The sequence below is a fragment of the Rhodococcus sp. IEGM 1406 genome (genome assembly GCF_030056745.1).
GTDB classification, from domain to species: Bacteria; Actinomycetota; Actinomycetes; order Mycobacteriales; family Mycobacteriaceae; genus Rhodococcus_F; species Rhodococcus_F erythropolis.
Genome location: NZ_JASHKO010000007.1, coordinates 157416 through 178421 on the forward strand (window position 1 = coordinate 157416; position 21006 = coordinate 178421).

The following is a 21006-nucleotide window of genomic DNA, read 5'->3' on the forward strand; positions in this document are numbered from 1 at the left end:
TGTCTGGGCGTTGTGTCTGTCCGATGCACGATTGATGAAGGTTTGTTACAGATCGTGCGAACTACTTGCAGAAACAAAGCCGCACCCCACCGAATGCGATGGGGTGCGGCTTTGTAAGAGCCTCTAGCGCTGCGGAGCCGCTGTCGGGTGGATCGGTGACGGAAGGGCGGTGACACCCTCGAGGTAGGTGTCCACAGCGGCTGCTGCGGAACGTCCCTCGGCGATGGCCCAGACGATCAGGGACTGACCGCGGCCCATGTCGCCGGCCACAAACACGCCGTCGACGTTGGTGTTCCACTTCGACGTGCGGGCGACGTTGCCGCGCTCGTTCAAGTCGACACCGAGATCGGTGAGCAGACCCGGCTTCTCGGGACCGACGAAGCCCATTGCCAGGAGCACGAGATCGGCTTCGAGCTCGAAGTCCGAGCCCTCGACCTTCTCGAAACGACCCGACTTCATCTCGACCTCGTGAGCCTTGAGTCCGGTGACCTTGCCGTTTTCACCGACGAAGTTCTCGGTGTTGACGGAGAACAGACGCTCGCCGCCCTCCTCGTGAGCCGAAGCCACGCGGAACATGAGCGGGTACGTCGGCCACGGAGTCTGCTCGGCGCGAGTCTCCGGCGGACGCGGCATGATCTCGAACTGGTGGACGCTGGCTGCGCCCTGACGGTGCGAGGTGCCGAGGCAGTCCGCTCCGGTGTCGCCGCCGCCGATGATGACAACCTTCTTGCCCTCAGCGGTGATGGTGGGAGCGTCGAGGTCACCCAACTGCACGCGGTTGGCGATCGGCAGGAACTCCATCGCCTGGTGGATGCCGTCCAGTTCGCGGCCCGGGATCGGCAGATCGCGAGCTGCGGTGGCGCCGCCGGCCAGAACCACTGCGTCGAACTGCTCGCGCAACTCGTCCGCGGTGATGTCCACGCCGACATTGACGTTGGTCTTGAAGACGGTGCCTTCGGCTTCCATCTGCTCGAGACGGCGGTCGATGTGCCGCTTCTCCATCTTGAACTCGGGGATGCCGTAGCGCAGCAGGCCGCCGATGCGGTCTGCCCGCTCGAAGACCGTCACTGCGTGACCGGCGCGGGTCAGCTGCTGCGCTGCAGCCAGACCGGCCGGACCACTGCCGACAACTGCGACCCTCTTGTTGGTGGCGTGCGCGGCGCGAACCGGCTTTACCCACCCTTCGTCGAAGGCCTTGTCGATGATCTCGACCTCGACCTGCTTGATGGTGACCGGATCCTGGTTGATGCCCAGGACACAGGACGCCTCACAGGGCGCGGGGCACAGACGACCGGTGAACTCCGGGAAGTTGTTGGTCGCGTGCAGACGCTCGATGGCGTCGTGCCAGTGGTCCTTGAAGACCAGGTCGTTCCACTCGGGAATCAAGTTTCCGAGAGGGCAACCGTTGTGGCAGAAAGGAATTCCGCAGTCCATGCAACGGCTGGCCTGGGTCTGGAGGGTTTCCTTCGGGAACTCCTCGTAGACCTCTTTCCAGTCGAGCAGGCGCAACGGCACCGGCCGGCGAACCGGAAGTTCGCGCGACGTGTGCTTCAGGAAGCCGCTTGGATCACCCACGAGCTGCCTCCATAACTGCCTCGTCCACGTTCTTGCCATCCTTCTCTGCGGCCGCGATGGCCAAAAGAACCTTCTTGTAGTCGCGGGGCATCACCTTTGCGAAGTGACCCACCTGCTGCGACCAGTCGCCGAGGATGCGCGTGGCAACCTCGGAGCCGGTTTCGTCGCGATGACGTTCGATGACGCTCTTCAACCAGGTGAAGTCGTCGCCCGAAAGATCCTCGAGGTCCACCAGTTCGGTGTTGAGGTTCTTCTCGAATGCCTTGTCGGGGTTGTAGATGTACGCGACGCCACCGGACATGCCGGCGCCGAAGTTACGTCCGGTGGCTCCGAGGATGACCACCTTTCCACCCGTCATGTACTCGCAACCATGATCGCCCACACCCTCGACGACGGCAGTGGCGCCGGAGTTACGGACTGCGAAGCGTTCGCCGACGACACCGCGAAGCAGAGCCTCGCCGCTGGTGGCGCCGAACAGGATGACGTTGCCACCGATGATGTTGTCCTCGGCGACAAAGCCTTCCGCTGCATCGAGCGGCGGGCGTACGACGATGCGTCCACCCGAGAGGCCCTTGCCGACGAAGTCGTTGGCGTCGCCGTGCAGGCGCAGGGTCATACCGCTGGGCACGAAAGCACCGAAGCTGTTACCGGCGGAACCGGTGAACGTGATGTCGATGGTGCCCTCGGGCAAGCCCTCTCCACCGAACGCCTTGGTGACCTCGTGGCCGAGCATGGTGCCGACCGTGCGGTTGACGTTGGTGATCGCGGACTCGAACGAGACCGCCTCACCCTTGTCGAGTGCGTTGCGGGCCGAGACGATCAACTGCTGATCGAGCGCCTTGTCGAGACCGTGATCCTGCGTACCGGTGCAGTGGACGTCCTGGTCCATGAACGCGGACTCGACCTGGGTCAGGATCGGCGACAGATCGAGATTGCCTGCCTTGCTTCCCTTCCAGTGATCGAGAGCGCGCGTGGTGTCCAGCATGTCGACCTGGCCGACTGCTTCGAGCAGCGTGCGGAAACCGAGTTCCGCGAGAAGCTCGCGAACCTCTTCGGCGATGAACATGAAGAAGTTCTCGACGAATTCCGGCTTGCCACTGAAACGCTGACGCAGCAACGGGTTCTGCGTCGCGACACCGACGGGGCAGGTGTCGAGATGGCAGACGCGCATCATGATGCAGCCCGAGACCACCAGCGGTGCGGTGGCGAAACCGAACTCCTCGCCACCGAGCAGGGCAGCAACGACGACGTCGCGACCCGTCTTGAGCTGGCCGTCGACCTGCACGACGATGCGGTCACGAAGACCGTTGAGCAGCAACGTCTGCTGGGTCTCGGCGAGGCCGAGCTCCCACGGTGCGCCCGCGTGCTTGACGGAGGTCAGCGGGGTGGCACCGGTGCCACCGTCGTGACCGGAGATCAGAACGACGTCGGCATGTGCCTTGGAGACACCGGCCGCGACGGTTCCGACGCCGACCTCGGAGACCAGCTTCACGTGGATGCGGGCCTGCGGGTTGGCGTTCTTCAGGTCGTGGATCAGCTGAGCGAGATCCTCGATCGAGTAGATGTCGTGGTGCGGCGGCGGCGAAATCAGGCCGACGCCAGGCGTGGAGTGCCGAACCTCGGCCACCCACGGGTACACCTTGTGAGCCGGAAGCTGGCCGCCCTCACCGGGCTTGGCTCCCTGCGCCATCTTGATCTGGATGTCGGTGCAGTTGCTCAGGTAGTGCGAGGTGACGCCGAAGCGTCCCGACGCGACCTGCTTGATGGCACTGCGACGCAGATCGCCGTTCTCGTCCGGCGTGAAGCGCGACGGATGTTCGCCGCCCTCACCGGAATTGGAGCGGGCGCCCAGACGGTTCATCGCGATGGCGAGAGTCTCGTGAGCCTCGGCGGAGATGGAGCCGTAGCTCATCGCACCCGTCGAGAAACGCTTGACGATCTCGCTGGCCGGCTCGACCTCGTCGATCGAGATCGACGGCCGCTTGCCGATGTTGAAGTCGAACAGACCACGCAGAGCGGCAAGGCGCTCCGACTGGTCGTTGACCATTGTCGTGTACTCCTTGAACACCTCGTACTGACCTGTGCGAGTTGCGTGCTGGAGCTTGAAGACCGTGTCCGGGTTGAACAGGTGGTACTCGCCTTCACGACGCCACTGGTACTCGCCGCCGACCTCGAGCTCGCGGTGAGCGCGCTCTTCGGGGCGATCGAGGTACGCAATGCGGTGACGCGCTTCGACGTCGGCTGCGATCTGGTCGAGGCCGATGCCACCGAGCTGCGACTGCAGACCGGTGAAGTACTCGTCCGTCAGCTCCTGCGAGAGGCCGATGACCTGGAACAGCTGAGCACCGGTGTACGACGCGAGCGTCGAGATGCCCATCTTGGACATCACCTTCAGGACACCCTTGCCGGCTGCCTTGATGTAGTTCGCGATGCCCTTCTCGAGGGTCAGGCCCTCGAGTTCCTTGTTCTGCAGGAACTCGTCGATGGTCTCGAAAGCCATGTACGGGTTGACCGCTGCGGCACCGAAGCCGATGAGGAGCGCCATGTGGTGCACCTCGCGGGCGTCGCCGGCCTCGACGATGAGGCCGACCTTGGTGCGCGACTTCTCACGAACCAGATGGTGGTGCACCGCCGAGGTGAGGAGCAGCGACGGGATCGGCGCGTAATCCTCGGTGGACTCGCGGTCCGAGAGCACGACGATGCGTGCGCCACCCTCGATTGCCTGCGAGACCTGGTACTTGATGCCCTCGAGCGCACGACGGATACCGTCGCCGCCTTCCTTGACGGGGTACAGGCCGCGGATCACGACGCTGCGGAAGCCCGGGAATTCGCCGTCGTCGTTGACGTGAACGAGCTTCGACAGATCGTCGTTGTGCAGGATCGGCTGCGGGAGCGCAATCTGCTTGCAGGAGTCCGCATTCGGGTGCAGCAGGTCGCCCTCGGGGCCGATGGTCGCGCCGAGGCTGGTGACAACCTCTTCACGAATCGCGTCGAGAGGCGGGTTGGTGACCTGAGCGAAGAGCTGCGAGAAGTAGTCGAACAGCATCCGCGGACGTGACGAGAGCACGGCGATCGGAGTGTCTGTACCCATCGAGCCCAGTGCCTCGGCACCGGAGAGAGCCATCGGCTTGACCAGCAGGTTGACCTCTTCGCTGGTGAAACCGAAGAGCTGCTGACGCAGCACGACGCGCTCGTGCGACATGTACGTGTACGGGCGGTCCGGCAGGTCGTCCATGTGGATCAGACCTTCGTCGATCCACTGCTGGTACGGGTGCTCGGCAGCGAGTTCGGACTTGAGTTCGTCGTCGCTGATGACCCGGCCCTGCGCGGTGTCCACGAGGAACATGCGGCCGGGCTGGAGGCGGACCTTGCGGACCACGGTGGACGGATCGATCGGCAGAACGCCGACCTCCGACGCCATGACGACGAGGCCGTCTTCGGTGATCCACAGACGCGACGGACGCAGACCGTTGCGGTCCAGCACGGCGCCGATGACGGTGCCGTCGGTGAAGCACACCGACGCCGGTCCGTCCCAGGGCTCCATGAGAGCCGAGTGGTACTCGTAGAACGCCCGACGAGCCGGGTCCATGCTCTCGTGCTTCTCCCAGGCTTCCGGGATCATCATGAGAACTGCGTGCGGCAGGCTGCGGCCGGCGAGGTGCAGCATCTCGAGCACCTCGTCGAAACGAGCGGTGTCACTGGCGCCCTGGGTGCAGATCGGGAAGATCTTGTCCAGGTTCTCGCGGCCACCGAAGACTTCACTGTCAATCAGGGACTCGCGAGCGCGCATCCAGTTCTCGTTGCCGGTGACGGTGTTGATCTCACCGTTGTGAGCGACCCGGCGGAACGGGTGCGCCAGCGGCCACGACGGGAACGTGTTGGTGGAGAAGCGCGAGTGGACCAGGCCCAGTGCGCTCTCGACACGATCGTCCTGCAGATCGAGGTAGAAACCCTTGAGCTGCGGGGTGGTGAGCATGCCCTTGTAGACGAACGTCTGGCCGGACAGGCTGGGGAAGTACACGGTCTCGCTACCCGGGCCACCCTTGCCGGCGCCTTCGGAGCCGAGTTCGTGCTCGGTGCGCTTACGCACCACGTATGCACGACGCTCGAGATCCATGCCGGTGTACTTGTCACCCTCAGAGCCGATGAAGATCTGGCGGAACGTCGGCATCGCGTCGCGCGCCAATGCGCCCAGCGAGGAGTCGTCGGTTCCGACCTCGCGCCAGCCGAGAACCTTCAGGCCCTCTTCGACGACGATCTTCTCGACTGCAGCAGCAGCCTCGTGTGCATCGGCATCGCCCTGCGGGAGGAATGCGATACCGGTTGCGTACGCGCCTTCGGCGGGCAGCGCGAAGTCCACGACAGCTCGGAAGAACTTGTCGGGAACCTGCAGCAGAATGCCCGCACCGTCACCCGTGTTGGGTTCTGATCCGGCAGCGCCGCGATGCTCGAGGTTGACCAGAGCGGTGATCGCCTTTTCGACGATGTCCCTGCTGCGGCGACCATGCATGTCGACAACAAATGCGACTCCACAGGAGTCGTGCTCATTGGACGGGTGATAGAGGCCCTGGGGGCCTGGAAGTTGCTTCATACCCAGCCTTCGTATGCCATAAAGATGCACCGACGACCAGCAGCGCTGATGGCCATCAACTTGCAATGCAAGTCCTTCAAAGCACCGACACGACGATGTGTTCGGTACCACCGAAGTAGCCGCCCTGCGCAGACGCGATGGTGTGCGTTCTGGCACCCGGCGACGTGAGTCTTCGGTCGGTTGAAACTTTTGTGAGTCAACCGTGTAACGAAAACGATAATTCAGAACCCCGGCACGGGCGCAACTAAGGTAGCCCTATAATTGCTCTGAACTGCGGCGATGCAGGGAGCCAGAAGGCCCCTCGACAGATTTCGGAGCTGCGTCTGTGCAGAGAAGTTCCGATTCACAGGATACCGAATCCGCAGGAAACAGGCGCGATGGGCGATGAATGCAACAACTGGCCGCAGCGATAAGAATCAGCTGCGGCCAGTGCGCCTCGAACTGTAACAAAAGTTGATCGATCAACCAAGGTCTAGGCCTGAATTGTTTGCTCGCAGAATGCCATCGCTGTAATTTCCGTAGGCTCACACCTGAGAAGACGGGTGGCGAAGAGCAAATGACAACAGCAGTAGTGGTGGGCAGTGGTCCCAACGGTCTCGCGGCGGCGATCGAACTCGCCCGCGCCGGAATCGACGTCCATGTCATCGAGGGTGCGGACAAGATCGGCGGCGGTACCCGCAGTAGCGAATACATAGTCGACGGACTCGTCCACGACGATTGCTCCGCCTTCCATCCCACCGCTTTGGCTTCTCCTTACTTCAAGGAACTCGACCGCGAATTCGGACTCGCCAAGCATGGCCTGACGTGGCGGTGGCCCGAGATCGATCTGGTCCATCCACTCGACGACGGCACCGCCGGGGTTCTCTGGCGCGACATCAACCGGACCGCTGAGGGACTGGGTGTCGACGGTAAGAGGTGGCTCGACGTCTTCGGATACCTCTCCGAGAACTTCGACGAGTTGGTGCAGGACGTCTTCAAGCCGATCGTGCACGTTCCGAAGCACCCGCTGATGCTCGCCCGTTTCGGGACGGGCGCTCTGCTTCCCGCGACGGGTTTCGCGCGGATGTTCAAGACCCCACAAGCGCGGGCGCTGTTCGGTGGCGTCGCGGCGCACATGTTCGGGACGCTCACCCTTCCCCTGTCCAGCGCTGTCGGCTCGATGCTCACTGCTGGAGCCCATGCTCACGGTTGGCCTGTGGCACAAGGTGGTTCGGGCTCAATTGCAGCCGCCCTCGCGTCGATCCTGCGCAGCCTCGGTGGCACTATCGAAACCGGGAACTGGGTCACCAACTACTCCCAGATCGCCGACTACGACATCGTCATGCTCGACATCGCCCCCGATGCGGCCGGTCGTCTGCTCGACGGCCGGCAGCCCGACCGCATTGCCCGGGCCTACCGCAAATTCCGCTACGGCACCGCCGCGTACAAGGTCGATTACGCCGTGCGTGGCGACTCCGACGGAAGCGTCGTGCCGTGGACGAATCCGCATGCCCGCAAGGCCGGCACCCTGCATCTGTCCGGCACGATTTCGGAAACTGCTGCCGTGGAACGCCAGACCGTTCGGGGTCAGATGCCGGACAAGCCCTTCATTCTGTTGGGCCAGCAGTTCTTGGCCGACCCCTCCCGATCCGTCGGAGATATCCATCCCGTGTGGGCGTATGCGCATGTGCCGCACGGCTATCCGGGTGACGCTACCGATGCGGTGACGCGTCAGATCGAGCGCTTTGCGCCGGGGTTCCGGGACCGGATCGTGGGCGTCCACGTGCGCAATGTGCCGCAGATGCAGGCCTACAACCCCAACTATGTGGGCGGCGACATCTCCGCGGGGGCGAACACTGCGCGCCAAATCATCGCGCGCCCCCGGTTCGGGCTGGACCCCTATGCCACCGGGGTTCCGGGCGTCTACCTCTGCTCGTCCGCGACTCCCCCGGGCGGCGGGGTCCACGGGATGGGTGGGTTCAATGCCGCGCGTGCGGCGCTGAAGGCGCGGGGTTGAGGCGTCCCCGATGGGGACGACATTTCGGACAAGGCCTCCGGAGGAGTCCCTGACCCAGCCGGCCAACACGGACGAGGCGGAGATGCCCGGCCCAGTGGCCGAAGCGAACCCGCGACAGAGCAACTATTGGCATGAGACGCAGAACACATGGCGCATCCAGCACCGGCAACAATGGTTGCTATGGACGAGGATCTGCAGAATCTGGCCCGAGATGTGGACCGAAAGTGCCGGCTGACGGGTCAGTTCACTCTTCGCTCCGGCATCACCGCATCCGAGTACTTCGACAAGTACTTATTCGAAACCGACCCGGATCTCCTGCGTCGCATCGCCGACCGCATGGTCCCCTTGGTTCCAGAGGACACCGAAATACTCGGCGGACTGGAAATGGGCGGCATCCCGATCGTCACCATGCTCAGCCAAGCAACCGGTATACCGGCGGTCTTCATCCGTAAGGAACCAAAGCAGTACGGGATGAACAAACTCGCAGAGGGAATCGACGTCGGAGGAAAGGCTGTCACCCTGGTCGAAGACGTCATCACCACTGGCGGCGCGGTCAGGAACGCAGCTCTCGCCCTTCGTGCGCTGGGCGCTGATGTTTCGGTAGTTCTGTGTGCGATCGACAGATCGAGTTCTCAGGGCATTGCACTCGCCGATACCGACGTGAGCATTCGATCGGTATTCACCAAAGAGTTCTTGGACTCAACACTCGCCGGCTAGTGACAGGAAACAGCGGCAGGCGATGAGTTACCTACGCGGCCGATGCGATACTCGGTCCCGGTTGATATGTGGCGTTGTCGCGGAGCATCGCCCACAACACGTTCAGTCTCCGTCTCGCCAACGCGAGAACTGCCTGTGTATGGCGTTTTCCCTCGGCTCGCTTGCGATTGTAGAAGAGCTGCGACTGCGCACTGTGCCGAATACTGAGCTGCGCCGACAGATAGAACGCACGCAACAGCCTGCGGTCGTATCTGCGCGGCCGGCGCAGATTCCCACTGACCCGACCAGAATCACGCGGCACCGGCGCTAGACCGGAGATGCCCGCCAATCTGTCGGCGCTACCGAACGCGGACACATCACCACCCGTGGCGGCGAGAAATTCGGCACCGAGTAAGGGTCCGAAGCCTGGCATAGATTCGATCACCTCCGCGTGCCGGTGACGACGGAACCGCTCCTCGATCAAGGAATCCAACTCCCGCAATTCACCATTCAGACTCAGGATCTGGCGCGCCAGCTTACCGACAGACGCCGCGGCGACATCTTGCCCAGCCACCCGCACCAATTGCCCATGTGCAGCCCCGATCGCAACATCCGCCAGTCGAGAGGCGTTGTATGCCTTCCTTTTCCGCAACCACCTTTCCAACTTCGTCCGGCCGAGCTTCCGAAGTCCGTCAGGCGATTGATATCCGGTCAACAAGATCAACCCACCCGCAGAGTTGCGCACATCCAATGCTCGTTCAAGTGCCGGGAAATATCCGGTGAGCAACGCTCGGAGCCGGTTGATTGCTCGGGTCCGATCTCGCATCAGATCCGTGCGACGCGAGGTCAGGATCTTCAACTCCACGCTGATCTCGTCGTCCACTCGCATCGGATGCAGATCGCGGCGCATCCGGGCCTGATCAGCAATGATCGCCGCGTCCTTCGCATCGGTCTTGCTGTCACCGCGATAACCAGCAGCAGCGTGATAGACGATCCTGCCTGGCAGGTACAACAACATCTGCTCTCGGTCCGCGAGCAACCCACGTCACGACACCACCACCAGACAGTTCGAGAACGGTGTCGACGAGCGTCGTCAGATCTGCTTCGTCGTTGGCGACCCGACGAGACAGCAATCGCGTTCCCTCACTGTCGATCACCACACAGTGATGAGGAGCTTTACCTGCATCTATACCTGCCCATAGCGACTTCACGCGCTCCCCTTCGATCGGTCCTCGAGTCGGCTGAAAACCTGGTGGACGACCTCTCCGACGTGTCCTTACACAGCGATATCGTTCGCGTCTCTCAATGAGCGGTCGAGTCGTCGAGAACACCGGGCGGCCATTCTCCTTCAGCCATGCGCACAGCAGAAACAAAAAGAGCCATACCCGGCGTCCCCAGGCAGCTCCGAACCTACAAATGTTCGGCCAGTACCGCCCGGCAAAAACGGTAAGGAAACAAATAAGACGCTTTTCCGGAACGGAGCGCAGCGGAGTTCTCTTCGGGGGACACCGCAGGTGGCCGGGCCGCCGGGCAGGCGGATGGAGTAGATAGTCCGACCGACCGGGTTGACTGCCAGAAATTCACTCACGGGGAGCGAAAGCGGCAAGCGGCCCGTTTCCGTGTGCACATTCCCCGGCCTGCAACCACCGTTTCACCTAGTCGTAAAGTATGAGCGGCGCAAATGCCGGACTACCAGCCCCTCGACCACGTGACCGAGGTCATCTTGTCGCAAATGTTCGGCTACTCAATTTTGCGATACCGTCAGTTACATCAAAGTGGGTTGCGGCCGATGCAGCCTTCGCGTCGTAGGAGGTTTCCATGTCCCGTTCACGTATGGCCGTAGCTGCGCTGTTGGTCCCGGTCGCTGCCGGTGCTGTCGCCCTCCTCAGCGCGGGTGTCGCATCTGCCGCAACCCCGTACTCCGGCAACGGGTATGTCGGCATTCGATTCGATCCGAACGAAACTCAATTCATTGCCGACACCAATGCCGCGGATTTCCTTGAGGTTGTTCCGAACGACTACTGGAGCATCGCCCTCGGCGAAGGCTCGATCTACAAGGGCGACGGCCAGCATGTCTACGCCAGCATCGATCAGTTGGTCGAGGAAACAGCGTCCCACCGAGGTGAGATCTCCTTCTCGCTCACCGATCCTGCGATCTGGAACAACAACATCTACATCCTCCAGAACTGGTGACATAGGTCGAGTTCGTACGCATGGGGCCGGTGAGCGCATTGCTCACCGGCCCTTTCTATGTGTCCGTTACTGCCCGGCTCAAGTGGTGGCCGGCACTTCGGTGATAGCGTCATCATGGCCGCCGTAGAATTTCTACTCGCAGAGCCTGATGCCTACCTCTACCGGCGTCGCTACCTCGACCTCATCACCCACTCCCTTGGCCCGGACGGCACCACCGTCACCGGCTACACCACCGCCGACAGATGCACAAGGGCAATACAACGTACGACCGACCTCTATGCAGTGCCGACAAGACAACCCGGAAACGACGCATCCAGGTAGGCGCAACGCGCTCCCCCCACCAGGCAGCGAATTGAACAAGCCAACGGTGAGCCCACAAACCTGGAAATGATCTGTGCCCTGACCGTCACCTGCTCCGGACGCTCGATCCGGACTGTTGTCCGGCCCCACGAACCCCAAGCCACGGCGCCGAACCTCATCCAATGCACTCTCCGGAGTATGAGCACCGGGGAGTCGCACCCCGCCGATATAGGCCGCGCAGTCGATCACAGCAGGGCAGCACTCGATGCTGATTGTCGATCCACGTCCGCAGCTCATCGTCCCCGTACCTTGCTGCCCGTGGATCGAGCGGCTGACCGCGCACTTAGCGCGACCCCAGTCGTCTGCAGCGCCAATGCCCAACTCTGTCGGATGGCGCAGATAACGTGTGCACATGGCACACAATCACCAGCACCCACAGGACATCCACATCTTGGCCGACGGCTCGGAAGAGCACCGCGAACCATGGGTGGTTACCGACAACGAAGTGCTCGCCACGGCCCACTCAGGCGGTGTCTGTGTCCACGAGGGCGCAAGGTTTGAACTCGCCGGCCGAGGTCAACTCTCCGGATCACTCAAGCTTCAGTCCGGTAGCTCTGCGCGCATCGTCGGCCAGCACTCGGGTTCGCTGCACGTAGCGTCAGGTTCCGTGGCCGACATTGTAGGCAGCCAGAGCGGGTCCGTGCACGTCGAGCGCGGAGGGTTGGTGAGAGTGCACCCTGGCGGCAAGATGGCAGGGTCTCTACACGTCGCAGGCCTGATCGAGAACCGTGGAAGTCGGGCCGGTTCAGAACACATTAGCGGCGGCACGATTCAGGATCTCGAAGGTGGATCCGTGAAACAGCCGATACGACGGGGCGATAGGAATTACTACAGCTTGTGAATGGGTTATTCGAGCAGAGGCCCGTCAGGCGAGTACCGACGTGCCAGCGCATTCTGCAACTCGAATTACTGCGGTAGCACCAATTCGACCCAGGTCGTCTGATTGCCATCGATTACACCGAACGGGTTCGCGCAACCACCACGGCGCCGTGGATGCCCACTGGCGGATTCCGCACGGCGGAGGCATGGCCGACGCCATCGACAGCGGCGCGATCGACATCATCGGACTGGCCGGCCCCCCTCGCCCTCGAACCCAACCTGCCCGCCCTACTTCTTACCGGCACTGCTAAAGCCAGTACTGCCGATCTAGACGTGCCGGAATCCGAGTCATCGACGGCACCGCTGAAATAAGCTGGTACAGGCAACAACCGCGCCGTATGGGGTCGGACAAAGATCCTGACCCGCACCTTCGTCCACCCGTCTCACTCACCCGCTACGGCACGTCCGTTGGTGCGGACGTCGTGCGCCGCACCCTTCGCCGACACCACAGGCCTCAATGTCGACTCCATTCAATGTCTGCGGCATGACCGATATTGAGACGTGTCCGCCCGCTGCCCTCAGAGCCGCCGAACAACTCCTCGGCGCGTCGACGGGTAAGGAAACGTGCCGACCAGCTGCCACAGTCCATCGGCATATACAGGAGCTTCCGGACCGACCAACCGGAGAAGAACCACGAATGCCTCGTCGTCGTCGATTGCTGCGTGGGCGAGTCCCGAGGCTTACTCGGCGGCGACTGCGCCCGAGATGGCCTGTCGAAATGCGGGAACGCGTCTCAGTGGCTTACTTCGGGCTGTCTCAGTGGCTTACTTCGGGCTAAGGTGTGAATTTCGACCATCATCCATGGAGTCACGAACCTCCTGCGTAAGTCGCTTGAGCCCTTCTTTGAGAGATCCACCTTCTCGGGTTCCATACAACGCAGAGTCACAAATTGTAAGGAAGTGCCCGCGAATGGCAAAAAACCTCAGTTCGATCCTGGCGTCGGCGATCGACGAGACCACGGAGGTGTTGAAGAAGAATCCTCCCATCAAAGATGTAGAGCCCGAGGATTTAGACGCAGACAGCCTCCCCGATGCGAACGCAACTACTTGGTTCAGGCTGAAGAACGTCGTCACCGTCTTTGCGGACCTGAAGAGCTCGACGCAGTTGAGTGTCGGCAAACATCCTGCCAGCACAGCCGCCATCTATCGAGCCGCAACAGGCAATGTGGCCCAAATTATGAATGGTCTCGACGCAGATTTTATTCAGATCCAAGGTGACGGTGTCTTCGGCCTATATTGGGGCGACAAGGCGTACGAACGCGCCGTATGTGCTGGTATCACGGTCAAGACATTCAGCGAAAAGACGTTGCAGCCGAAACTTGAAGGTCGCTGGCCAGATGCACCTCAGACTGGCTTCAAGGTGGGGATTGCATCAGGGCGTGTCCTGGTCAAGAACGTCGGTACGCCGCGAAATGTGAATCAGCAAGAACCCATCTGGGCGGGAAAGCCGGTCAACTATGCAGCGAAGGCCGCCCAGCAAGCCGACCGTAACCAACTCATCGTCACCGGAACCGTGTGGCTCGCGATCGAGAACAACGACTATCTGACTGTCTCTTGCGCCCACGGCGAGGACGATTCGGCCCCGTCACCTGCAACTTTATGGTCAGACGTCGAGATCGAGAAACTGGGGCATGATGTCGACGACTCGGCCGGCAGGCTTCTCGAAGCGTGCTGGTGCGACCAATGCGGACCTGAGTTCATGCAGGCCGTTCTGAACGGGGAGACTACTCGTGACGAGACTAATGAAGTTACTGAGTCGGAGTCGGCGAGTGAGAGTTCGGCACAGTTCGACCTGAAGCGTGCAAACCTCGCTCGACTCGCCCATGAGCGAGGCATGAAAGTCATCCGAAAGTCCCGACGACGGAAGTAGAGGCGTAGATGAGCAACCCTGGTTCTGGCAAGGAAGATGCCGGTCGCACTGCCACCGACGACGCCTGGAAAGTGTTTAGCCTCGTCAATGACTGGATCCGTCACGCAGACAACAAAGTTGGTGTCACACTCGCCGCATCAGCAGCTGTAGGAGTGATGCTGTACAACTTGGTTAGAGCGCTCCCGAGGGGCGTCTCTGGGTGCACCTATATCGCGCCAGCGGTGTGCGGGGTGTTGCTCGTCCTTACTGTCGTTTTTTGCACCTTTGCACTCAATCCTCGGATTAAGGCTGCAGACTCCGTTGATGATCCCCGTACATTGACTACTCCGAACCACCTGTACTTCGGTACAATTGTCACGTGGAGTCGTGAAAAATATGTCGCTGAATTTGTCGAGCTAACAGCCGATCCAGAAGCCCTAGCTCGGGAAATTGCAGGTCAGGTGCACGTGAATGCCAAAATTGCGACCGAAAAGATGACTGCTACAAAGCGGGCTGTATACGCATTAAGCAGTGCAGTCGCTGCCTTGGCTGTTACTGCTGTTGTCGTAATTTTTCACGTGTGACGAAGGAGTCCGCGAGAATGATGAAGGTGTCGACGCCGCGACCGGCAGATGCCTTCCGGCGCACAGATGCGAGCCTGTCCTCAATCGAGCGGTCCCACTTCGACGTCCGGGCTCTCGAGCAGTGGCAATCATGTCTTTGAAGGCGGAACTTTCGTCGGGCGCAGACCCTTTATACGCCTTAGCCATGTTGTGCTCATTGTCAAACGTCGCTATCCAGGAAAACATGTGCTCCACATTTCCGAAGGGGTGAGCGCGACTGAACCAACCAGTTTCGCGCTCGTGCCTTCTTATTTAGAAGACGGGAACTGAAAAGAGTCACTTAGACAGAATCATGCGTGTTCTCGCTGCGCGAGATTCCAACCCCCACTGAAACGAGTGCTCCGACTGCGGCCCCGAAAATGGGTCCGCCAATGATCAGCCCCACTATGAATCGGTAAACCGAGACCTTGTCGATCCGTATCGACCGGAAGTCATTTGGCTGGTAACTGGCCGTATAGATCGTGAACGGTTGAGAGTAGTACCACCACAACACCGCAGCACCTATGAGTCCACATGTTAGGTCGAAACCGGCAAAGACCAGCACCGTCACGGCCACCGACCGGGGTGGCGCTTTCACAACTTCTCTTCCAGAGTCACATACGCACGCTACCCAACCAGAATCTCAACCATCACCTTCTCATCCAAACCCGCTGAGCGCCCTCCTGCGGGTTTGGGTGTGCGTTTTGACCATCGCCAAAACAGACGATTTCAGGCGGTGGTTCGATTCCTCGGCAACTTCCAGTTAGGCCGCGGGAAGTGGCAAGTATAGCCATCCGGGTAATGCTGCAGATAGTCCTGATGCTCGGCTTCCGCCTCCCAGAACGTGCCCGCAGGCGTCAACTCTGTGACTACCTTGCCGGGCCACAGACGTGAGTCCTCGACATCGAGGATGGTGCCCAGCGCGACCCTCTTCTGATCGTCGTCGAGATAGAAGATCGCAGACCTATAACTGGATCCGAAGTCTCGGCCCTGGTAGTTCAGTGTCGTCGGATCGTGAATCTGGAAGAAGAACTCCAATAGCGCCCGAAAGTCCGGTTGCGCGGGGTCGTAGACGATCTCGACGGCCTCAGCGTGACCCGGATGGTTGCGATAGGTCGGCCGATCATTTTGCCCTCCGGTATAGCCAACTCGCGTCGAGAGCACTCCAGGCTGCTGGCGAATCAGGTCCTCCATACCCCAGAAACATCCGCCTGCCAGTATCGCCTTACGGGTGTCAGTCATTCCGCCCCTCACTATCAGTCATATCTTGACGCAGCATTCCCCCTCGACGCTACCTGTCGAGATTCAGACAATCCCCCGGCACTCAACGACTCATTCATGATTTGTACGCGGCCTTCTCTAAGGGTCGCCCTCTCGGAATCGCAAAGCTTGCCGATTCGATTCAAAAACTGGCTGAGCGTCCTCCTGCGGGTTTCGGTGTGCGTTTTGACCTTCGTCATACCGGACGATCACAAACGCGCTTCTGTGTGAAATTGACGTGGGGAAATTCTCGCGATTTCGTCCGGTATATGTGTCCGTTGGATTCGTCCGTTATGCCATAGTTTCTAGCGGACAGTTTGTGTCCGGGACGTCTGAACGGCGAAAATCGGGAGTGCAATGAAGATCGGCTAGGCGCGTGTGAGTACGACGGCTCAGGATTCGTGGATTCAGGTCGGGCTTCTTGCCAAGGAGGGTGTCGATCGCGACCGGGTGTATGTCGATCACGGAATCAGTGGCCGGCAGACTCGGCGGCCCGGACTCGACAATGCGATCAACGCGGCCCGCGAAGGCGACGTGTTCTGTGTGACGAAACTCGACCGGCTCTCTCGGTCAGCGGGGGATCTTCACGAGACGGTGAAGCGACTCGCTGCCAAAGGTGTGGCGTTGTCGATCGACGGGAAGATTTACGATCCGACCGATCCGATGGGCAAGATGTTCATCGGTGTCCTCGGGTTGATGGCCGAATTCGAGTCCGACCTGATCCGGAGTCGGACCAGGGATGCTGTTGGGGCGGCTGCGGCGGCCGGCAAGATGAAGGGCCGTCAGCACAAGCTAACACCGGAAGAGCGCGCGTACCTGCTGCAAACGTACGAGACTGGGCAGTTCAAATTGAAACACTGCGCAGGAAAACAGGTTTGAAGCGGTCGGCGCTGTACGCGAACATCGAGTTGGCCCGCACCGAACGGGAAGCTCGAGCGCTCCCGGCACCCTGAAACTAGCCGGAAGTCAGTCCGTCACGTCAACGCTCGGCAGATGTCGTCGCGTTCTCCGTGCCAAATAATTCGGAGAAAACGTGCCAAATAATTCCGAAAGTCACAGCGAAGTCTTCCCGGAATAGTGGAATAGACCGCCTCCCTGAACAACACATGTTCGCGGCTACTCCGTGAGATCACCGCGCCTACGATGCTCCCGCTTGAACTGGTCGGTCGTGAGCTTGATTCGGTCGGGTCGCGTCACTCGTATCGGCTCGCCGGTCTCAGGATCAACCGGAATGTAGTCGCCGTACACCCCTGAGTCGTGCCCGGACGAGAACGCGCGATTTTCCCGTTCCGCTTTCTGGTCGGCAAGCAGTCTTTCGTTCCTGGCACGGCGCTCGCGAATCATCTTGGACGTAGCCCACTTTTCATAGCCGAAGGCAAAAATCAAGAAAAAACGAGACCGCCGAATACGAGGGCAACTATCCAGAAAAGGTGCACGGCAGAGATTTCACACGTAGCGGTAGTGCGTTGTCAAGATGCTTGGGCTGCAGTAGTTTTCGGATGTGAGAGGGCGCGCCTCGACGTGTCGCACTGAGGATCTCAATGCGGGAAGCAAGGTCCGCTGTGTAGCGACGGATGTGCCAGCATTCGACAACCTGCGATCGCTTCCATGCGTGGCGAATTTGGATTCGCGCCGTTGCGAAGCACATGCCGCTTCCGCGCTTAGTCGCGAGGATCGGTAGTGAGAAGGGTAAAAATTACCGGGTGCGCGACAACTGAACTCCGCTGCGCCAGACAACGAACCCGGTGAGCGCTCCGACCGCAGCGCTGGCCAGTGGCCCGACGATGAGATACAGCGTCGGGCTCTCATCACTGCCAGGGCAGAGGGAGATCGTAGGTAAGTTGGTCGGATCCGTGATCTGCGATGTCAGAGGTGCGTACGAAGAGCAATGGGTCGGTTGTCCGAGCCACCAAAGTACGAAGCCAACGCAGATAAGACCGCCAATCAAGAAGGTTGCAGCCCCCGCTGCGATCAACGTACGCATCTCAGCATCCTTTCATGGTCGCGGCCACGTTCAGTTCGGCGGACAGCGTCGTCACCATAGAATTGCAACGCCGGATTGAATTGAAACGCCGGATTTGACAGAGACCAGGAGAAGTTCAGTGACCATCGTTTCATCGGAGTGGCCTGACGGCGACGCCGTCGGCGAATTCACCTGGCGCATCAGCGTCTTCACGGCAGACAATCGTCCGGTGCCTCTGGCTGGGCGCTCGCAGACCCACGAGGCCGCCCTGCATGACATGGTCGTCAAAGCCCGGGCCTACATGGCCCAAGAGCCGGGCCCGTTCATCGACCGCACCACACTCCACGTGAACCGAAACTATGTCCAGCTCCAGGGAATCATCGACCCGGAACTCAGCGTCGACGATATCGTCGCTCGAATCACTGCCGCCTACGATGCCGAAGCCGCTGCCGATGCGGAACGTGAGCGCCGTCGACGCGAGATCGACGCCATTCCGAGACTGAGCCCGACGCCCGCCGGCTCGGTACGCGAGGCGTGGCACGACATCGAAGCTTGGCTGACAGTCAACACGGACTACGCGGCTGACAATCGTGTGCCGACACAGGAGTTGACGGGCACCGACGGTTGGCCGGATGAGCTCGTCGAGTTTCTGACGCTGTATTCCGGTGCGCCCTATCGGCTACTGCCGCTAAACGCATTGCTGACCGTCGAACAGATCCACGATGCACGCCGATCGATGGTCAAGGTCTGGGCGGGCTTGGCAGCCGAAGATCCTGAGATGGTCGATGCGAATGCGTCAGTGCAACCCGCGGGAACACCTGCCTACTCCTTCATCGACGAGTACATTCCGTTCGCTGGATTGGATGGATACTTCTGGTTCGTCGACACCCGCCCGGGTCCGATGAACGGGTGCGTTACCGAATACCGCCGGGACTCGAGCGACGAGGACGCACCGAAGTGGGTGTCTATCAGTGCCATGCTGACGGACCTCGCCGACAGCCTGGCAGGTGAGACCGTCTTCGATCGCATGTGGCTGTCGTCTGTCACCGATGGCGAAATCGACTGGCGGATAAGACGTTAGCTGCGGCCGCCGAAGACTGTTCGAGTGGTTTCCTAGAGTGGCGGGTGTCGTCGACGAGGAAGGGTCTCTTCCTATTTGCCGACGGTTTCGGTCACTCGAAGCGAGGTTGCAGAAGCCAGTGCCCCGCGAGAACGGTGACCAGCTGACCGAATGCCCAACCTGCACCCACTCATGCGGCTACCAGTGCAGAGCCGGCGGTGGTGTGGACAGGCTGCGGATGTGCCGGTCGCGGTAACGGTCGTTCCCGGCGAGCTAGCCCGTCATCTTAGGATCACGGCGTGAACTTGATGCTGTAGCCGGCCAGGCCATCGATCTTCACGCGGTACTCGACACCTTCAAGCGTTGTCATGGTCCAGCCGTCCTTGACGCTTATCGACTCGCCCACAGGCATCCCCGCGACACCGGCGACCGCGAGTCCCTCGATGTCGCCGTCACTCACAAACTTGATGTCGGTTTCGCCCTGTTCAGCGTTGGTGGCCTGGCCGAAGATCGTGCCCACTGCCAACTCCGGCGATGTGTTCTTGACGGTGACCGGGAAATAGACGCTCACTGGCTCCAACGGCCGGTCATACAGGGTGCTCGCGTCCTCACTCGGCGTGAACTCGACCGGTGCGCCCACGGTGATCTCCAGCTTCACCTCGCCCGACCGCACCGTGTCGCTGTAGATCGCGGTCTGGCCGAACTTGCATGGAATTCCGCCCAGTTTCCCGTCGCAGATCATCGGGTCGGCCGACGAGGAGGGTTCCGCTTCCCTTTCCGGAGCAGACTGCGGGGAGGACTGCTCGGCACTCGAGGCTGCCACGGTGTCTGTCGTGGACGCGTTGCTGTCGTCTTCCAATAGCACTCCGGCGGTGAGGATACCCGCCAGGATGACACTGGCGGCGCCAACTGCGGCCCATAATCGCCAAGGGGGCTTAGGCTTTGGCCGACGGAAGGTCATGGTGGTTCGCAGGCGGCCCTCCTGTTGGGTGACCAACTCCCAGCCTTGCTGCTGCTTGCTTGTGATCGTTTTCGACTCAGTGCCGCGGATCGCCTTTATCTCAGTGAACTCGTACCATGTTTCCTCGCCGGTCATGTCTCTTTCCGTCCTTCGATAGCGGTAATTGCGGGTGAACCCGTAACCAAGGACGGGGAAATAAGGTGCACGATGCAGTGTGCACTATCCGGTGGCATCCATGGACGTCATCCAAAGGAAACTCGTTCGCGAACTGCCTCATCCGACCTTCTGGAATGAGGTAGGTCATTCGTCAGGACTGCCGATACGTGCAAGAAGCATCATCCCCGGTGTTGTCGAACTAGAAACAGGTCGCCACACAGTTGCCGATCCGAGGGTTCCCTACAGATCGGGACCGTCGAGTGATCGTCGGTCTGGCAGGTGTGGCGACCTGCTTCTCGTCGCATCGTGATCCTGTCGGAATATCTCGGTGAGGTCTGGTAGATGCTCGATCTCCGCGAAGGTCAAGTAGATGGGTAGCCCAGGTAGGGGCTCTGTGAGGTGTACTCGCGTGTCGGTCAAGCGCAGATCCTCCAATGATGTCCTGGCAGTCAGTCTTTCAAGTAGAGACGGCTGGCTTCGTCAAGGACGCGCCTGTAGGCGGCGTCGGTTGCCTTGAGCGCGGTGTCAACGAGGTCGAGTTCGCGGAGTACGGCTTCGCAAGTCTCGGACCCTGTGGTGGCGTCGCCGAGGGTGTCTGCTTCGCGGGTTTCAGGGTCGTACAGCTTGTAATCGGCGGCGCTGGCGGCGACTCGGTGAAGCAGATCGTTGATTACTCCGAGCTGGCCGTGCAGTTGCAGATAGAGGTCGCTGGGTGCAATGCGGTCAGGCATGAAGTCTCCCTAAGTGTTTCGCTGTTTCCGGTGCTCAGGGGAAGAGTCTCTGGCTGCTAAGAACGACGAAGCACTTCGTGCCGAACCACCCCGCCATGGGGTGAATGTCCGTTATCTTCCTCGATAGTGGTTGCA

General features: G+C 60.8%; 14 protein-coding genes and 1 pseudogene. 9 read left to right on the top strand and 6 right to left on the bottom strand.

Going from position 1 to position 21006, the window contains the following annotated elements; translation table 11 throughout:
• Positions 1 to 123 precede the first annotated feature (123 nt).
• A complete protein-coding gene (locus tag QM596_RS27440; RefSeq protein WP_020968013.1) occupies positions 124 to 1575 on the bottom strand; it encodes a glutamate synthase subunit beta in 1452 nt (483 codons plus the stop codon).
• Entirely contained in the window at positions 1568 to 6166 is a 4599-nt protein-coding gene (gene gltB / locus QM596_RS27445) for a glutamate synthase large subunit (protein ID WP_283310378.1), read from the bottom strand. The genes QM596_RS27440 and gltB overlap by 8 nt, the downstream gene beginning before the upstream one ends.
• Before the next feature lie 556 nt (positions 6167 to 6722).
• Here gltB and QM596_RS27450 point away from each other — a divergent pair.
• Positions 6723 to 8162 carry a phytoene desaturase family protein gene (locus tag QM596_RS27450; RefSeq protein WP_283310379.1) on the top strand — a complete coding sequence of 480 codons (1440 nt, stop codon included), beginning with the start codon at positions 6723 to 6725 and terminating at the stop codon, positions 8160 to 8162.
• A gap of 180 nt (positions 8163 to 8342) precedes the next feature.
• Entirely contained in the window at positions 8343 to 8879 is a 537-nt protein-coding gene (locus tag QM596_RS27455) for an orotate phosphoribosyltransferase (RefSeq protein ID WP_283310380.1), read from the top strand.
• Between the two features lie 31 nt (positions 8880 to 8910).
• Here the strand turns inward: QM596_RS27455 and QM596_RS27460 are convergent.
• Positions 8911 to 10069, bottom strand: a pseudogene (locus QM596_RS27460) (IS110 family RNA-guided transposase).
• A gap of 607 nt (positions 10070 to 10676) precedes the next feature.
• On the opposite strand from QM596_RS27460, the gene QM596_RS27465 reads away from it, so the two are divergent.
• From QM596_RS27465 to QM596_RS27485, 5 genes are all read left to right on the top strand, one after another.
• Positions 10677 to 11051 carry a hypothetical protein gene (locus tag QM596_RS27465; protein ID WP_283310381.1) on the top strand — a complete coding sequence of 125 codons (375 nt, stop codon included), beginning with the start codon at positions 10677 to 10679 and terminating at the stop codon, positions 11049 to 11051.
• Between the two features lie 114 nt (positions 11052 to 11165).
• A complete protein-coding gene (locus tag QM596_RS27470; protein ID WP_283310382.1) occupies positions 11166 to 11372 on the top strand; it encodes a hypothetical protein in 207 nt (68 codons plus the stop codon).
• Between the two features lie 391 nt (positions 11373 to 11763).
• Positions 11764 to 12252 carry a hypothetical protein gene (locus QM596_RS27475; protein WP_283310383.1) on the top strand — a complete coding sequence of 163 codons (489 nt, stop codon included), beginning with the start codon at positions 11764 to 11766 and terminating at the stop codon, positions 12250 to 12252.
• Between the two features lie 947 nt (positions 12253 to 13199).
• A complete protein-coding gene (locus tag QM596_RS27480; RefSeq protein WP_283310384.1) occupies positions 13200 to 14159 on the top strand; it encodes a nucleotidyl cyclase domain-containing protein in 960 nt (319 codons plus the stop codon).
• A gap of 8 nt (positions 14160 to 14167) precedes the next feature.
• Positions 14168 to 14722 carry a Pycsar system effector family protein gene (locus QM596_RS27485; protein WP_283310385.1) on the top strand — a complete coding sequence of 185 codons (555 nt, stop codon included), beginning with the start codon at positions 14168 to 14170 and terminating at the stop codon, positions 14720 to 14722.
• Positions 14723 to 15469: 747 nt separating this feature from the next.
• Here QM596_RS27485 and msrA read toward each other — a convergent pair.
• A complete protein-coding gene (gene msrA, locus QM596_RS27490) occupies positions 15470 to 15982 on the bottom strand; it encodes a peptide-methionine (S)-S-oxide reductase MsrA (RefSeq protein ID WP_283310386.1) in 513 nt (170 codons plus the stop codon).
• A 396-nt stretch (positions 15983 to 16378) separates the two neighbouring features.
• Between msrA and QM596_RS27495 the strand changes: the two genes are divergently transcribed.
• Positions 16379 to 16879 carry a recombinase family protein gene (locus tag QM596_RS27495; RefSeq protein ID WP_283310387.1) on the top strand — a complete coding sequence of 167 codons (501 nt, stop codon included), beginning with the start codon at positions 16379 to 16381 and terminating at the stop codon, positions 16877 to 16879.
• 1223 nt (positions 16880 to 18102) lie between these two features.
• Entirely contained in the window at positions 18103 to 19044 is a 942-nt protein-coding gene (locus QM596_RS27500) for an SMI1/KNR4 family protein (protein WP_283310388.1), read from the top strand.
• A 271-nt stretch (positions 19045 to 19315) separates the two neighbouring features.
• On the opposite strand, the gene QM596_RS27505 is transcribed toward QM596_RS27500, so the two are convergent.
• The gene (locus QM596_RS27505) at positions 19316 to 20119 is read right to left on the bottom strand and encodes a hypothetical protein (RefSeq protein WP_283310390.1); all 804 of its coding nucleotides are present in this window, start codon (positions 20117 to 20119) and stop codon (positions 19316 to 19318) included.
• Between the two features lie 470 nt (positions 20120 to 20589).
• Positions 20590 to 20871, bottom strand: a complete 282-nt coding sequence (locus QM596_RS27510) for a hypothetical protein (RefSeq protein WP_283310391.1) — start codon at positions 20869 to 20871, stop codon at positions 20590 to 20592.
• Positions 20872 to 21006: the final 135 nt, after the last annotated feature.

Coding starts and splice junctions, on each gene's coding strand:
- gltB (WP_283310378.1), bottom strand. CDS start 6,166: ATGAAGCAACTTCCAGGCCCCCAGGGCCTCTATCACCCGTCCAATGAG.
- QM596_RS27450 (WP_283310379.1), top strand. CDS start 6,723: ATGACAACAGCAGTAGTGGTGGGCAGTGGTCCCAACGGTCTCGCGGCG.
- QM596_RS27455 (WP_283310380.1), top strand. CDS start 8,343: ATGGACGAGGATCTGCAGAATCTGGCCCGAGATGTGGACCGAAAGTGC.
- QM596_RS27465 (WP_283310381.1), top strand. CDS start 10,677: ATGTCCCGTTCACGTATGGCCGTAGCTGCGCTGTTGGTCCCGGTCGCT.
- QM596_RS27470 (WP_283310382.1), top strand. CDS start 11,166: ATGGCCGCCGTAGAATTTCTACTCGCAGAGCCTGATGCCTACCTCTAC.
- QM596_RS27475 (WP_283310383.1), top strand. CDS start 11,764: ATGGCACACAATCACCAGCACCCACAGGACATCCACATCTTGGCCGAC.
- QM596_RS27480 (WP_283310384.1), top strand. CDS start 13,200: ATGGCAAAAAACCTCAGTTCGATCCTGGCGTCGGCGATCGACGAGACC.
- QM596_RS27485 (WP_283310385.1), top strand. CDS start 14,168: ATGAGCAACCCTGGTTCTGGCAAGGAAGATGCCGGTCGCACTGCCACC.
- msrA (WP_283310386.1), bottom strand. CDS start 15,982: ATGACTGACACCCGTAAGGCGATACTGGCAGGCGGATGTTTCTGGGGT.
- QM596_RS27505 (WP_283310390.1), bottom strand. CDS start 20,119: ATGACCGGCGAGGAAACATGGTACGAGTTCACTGAGATAAAGGCGATC.
- QM596_RS27510 (WP_283310391.1), bottom strand. CDS start 20,871: ATGCCTGACCGCATTGCACCCAGCGACCTCTATCTGCAACTGCACGGC.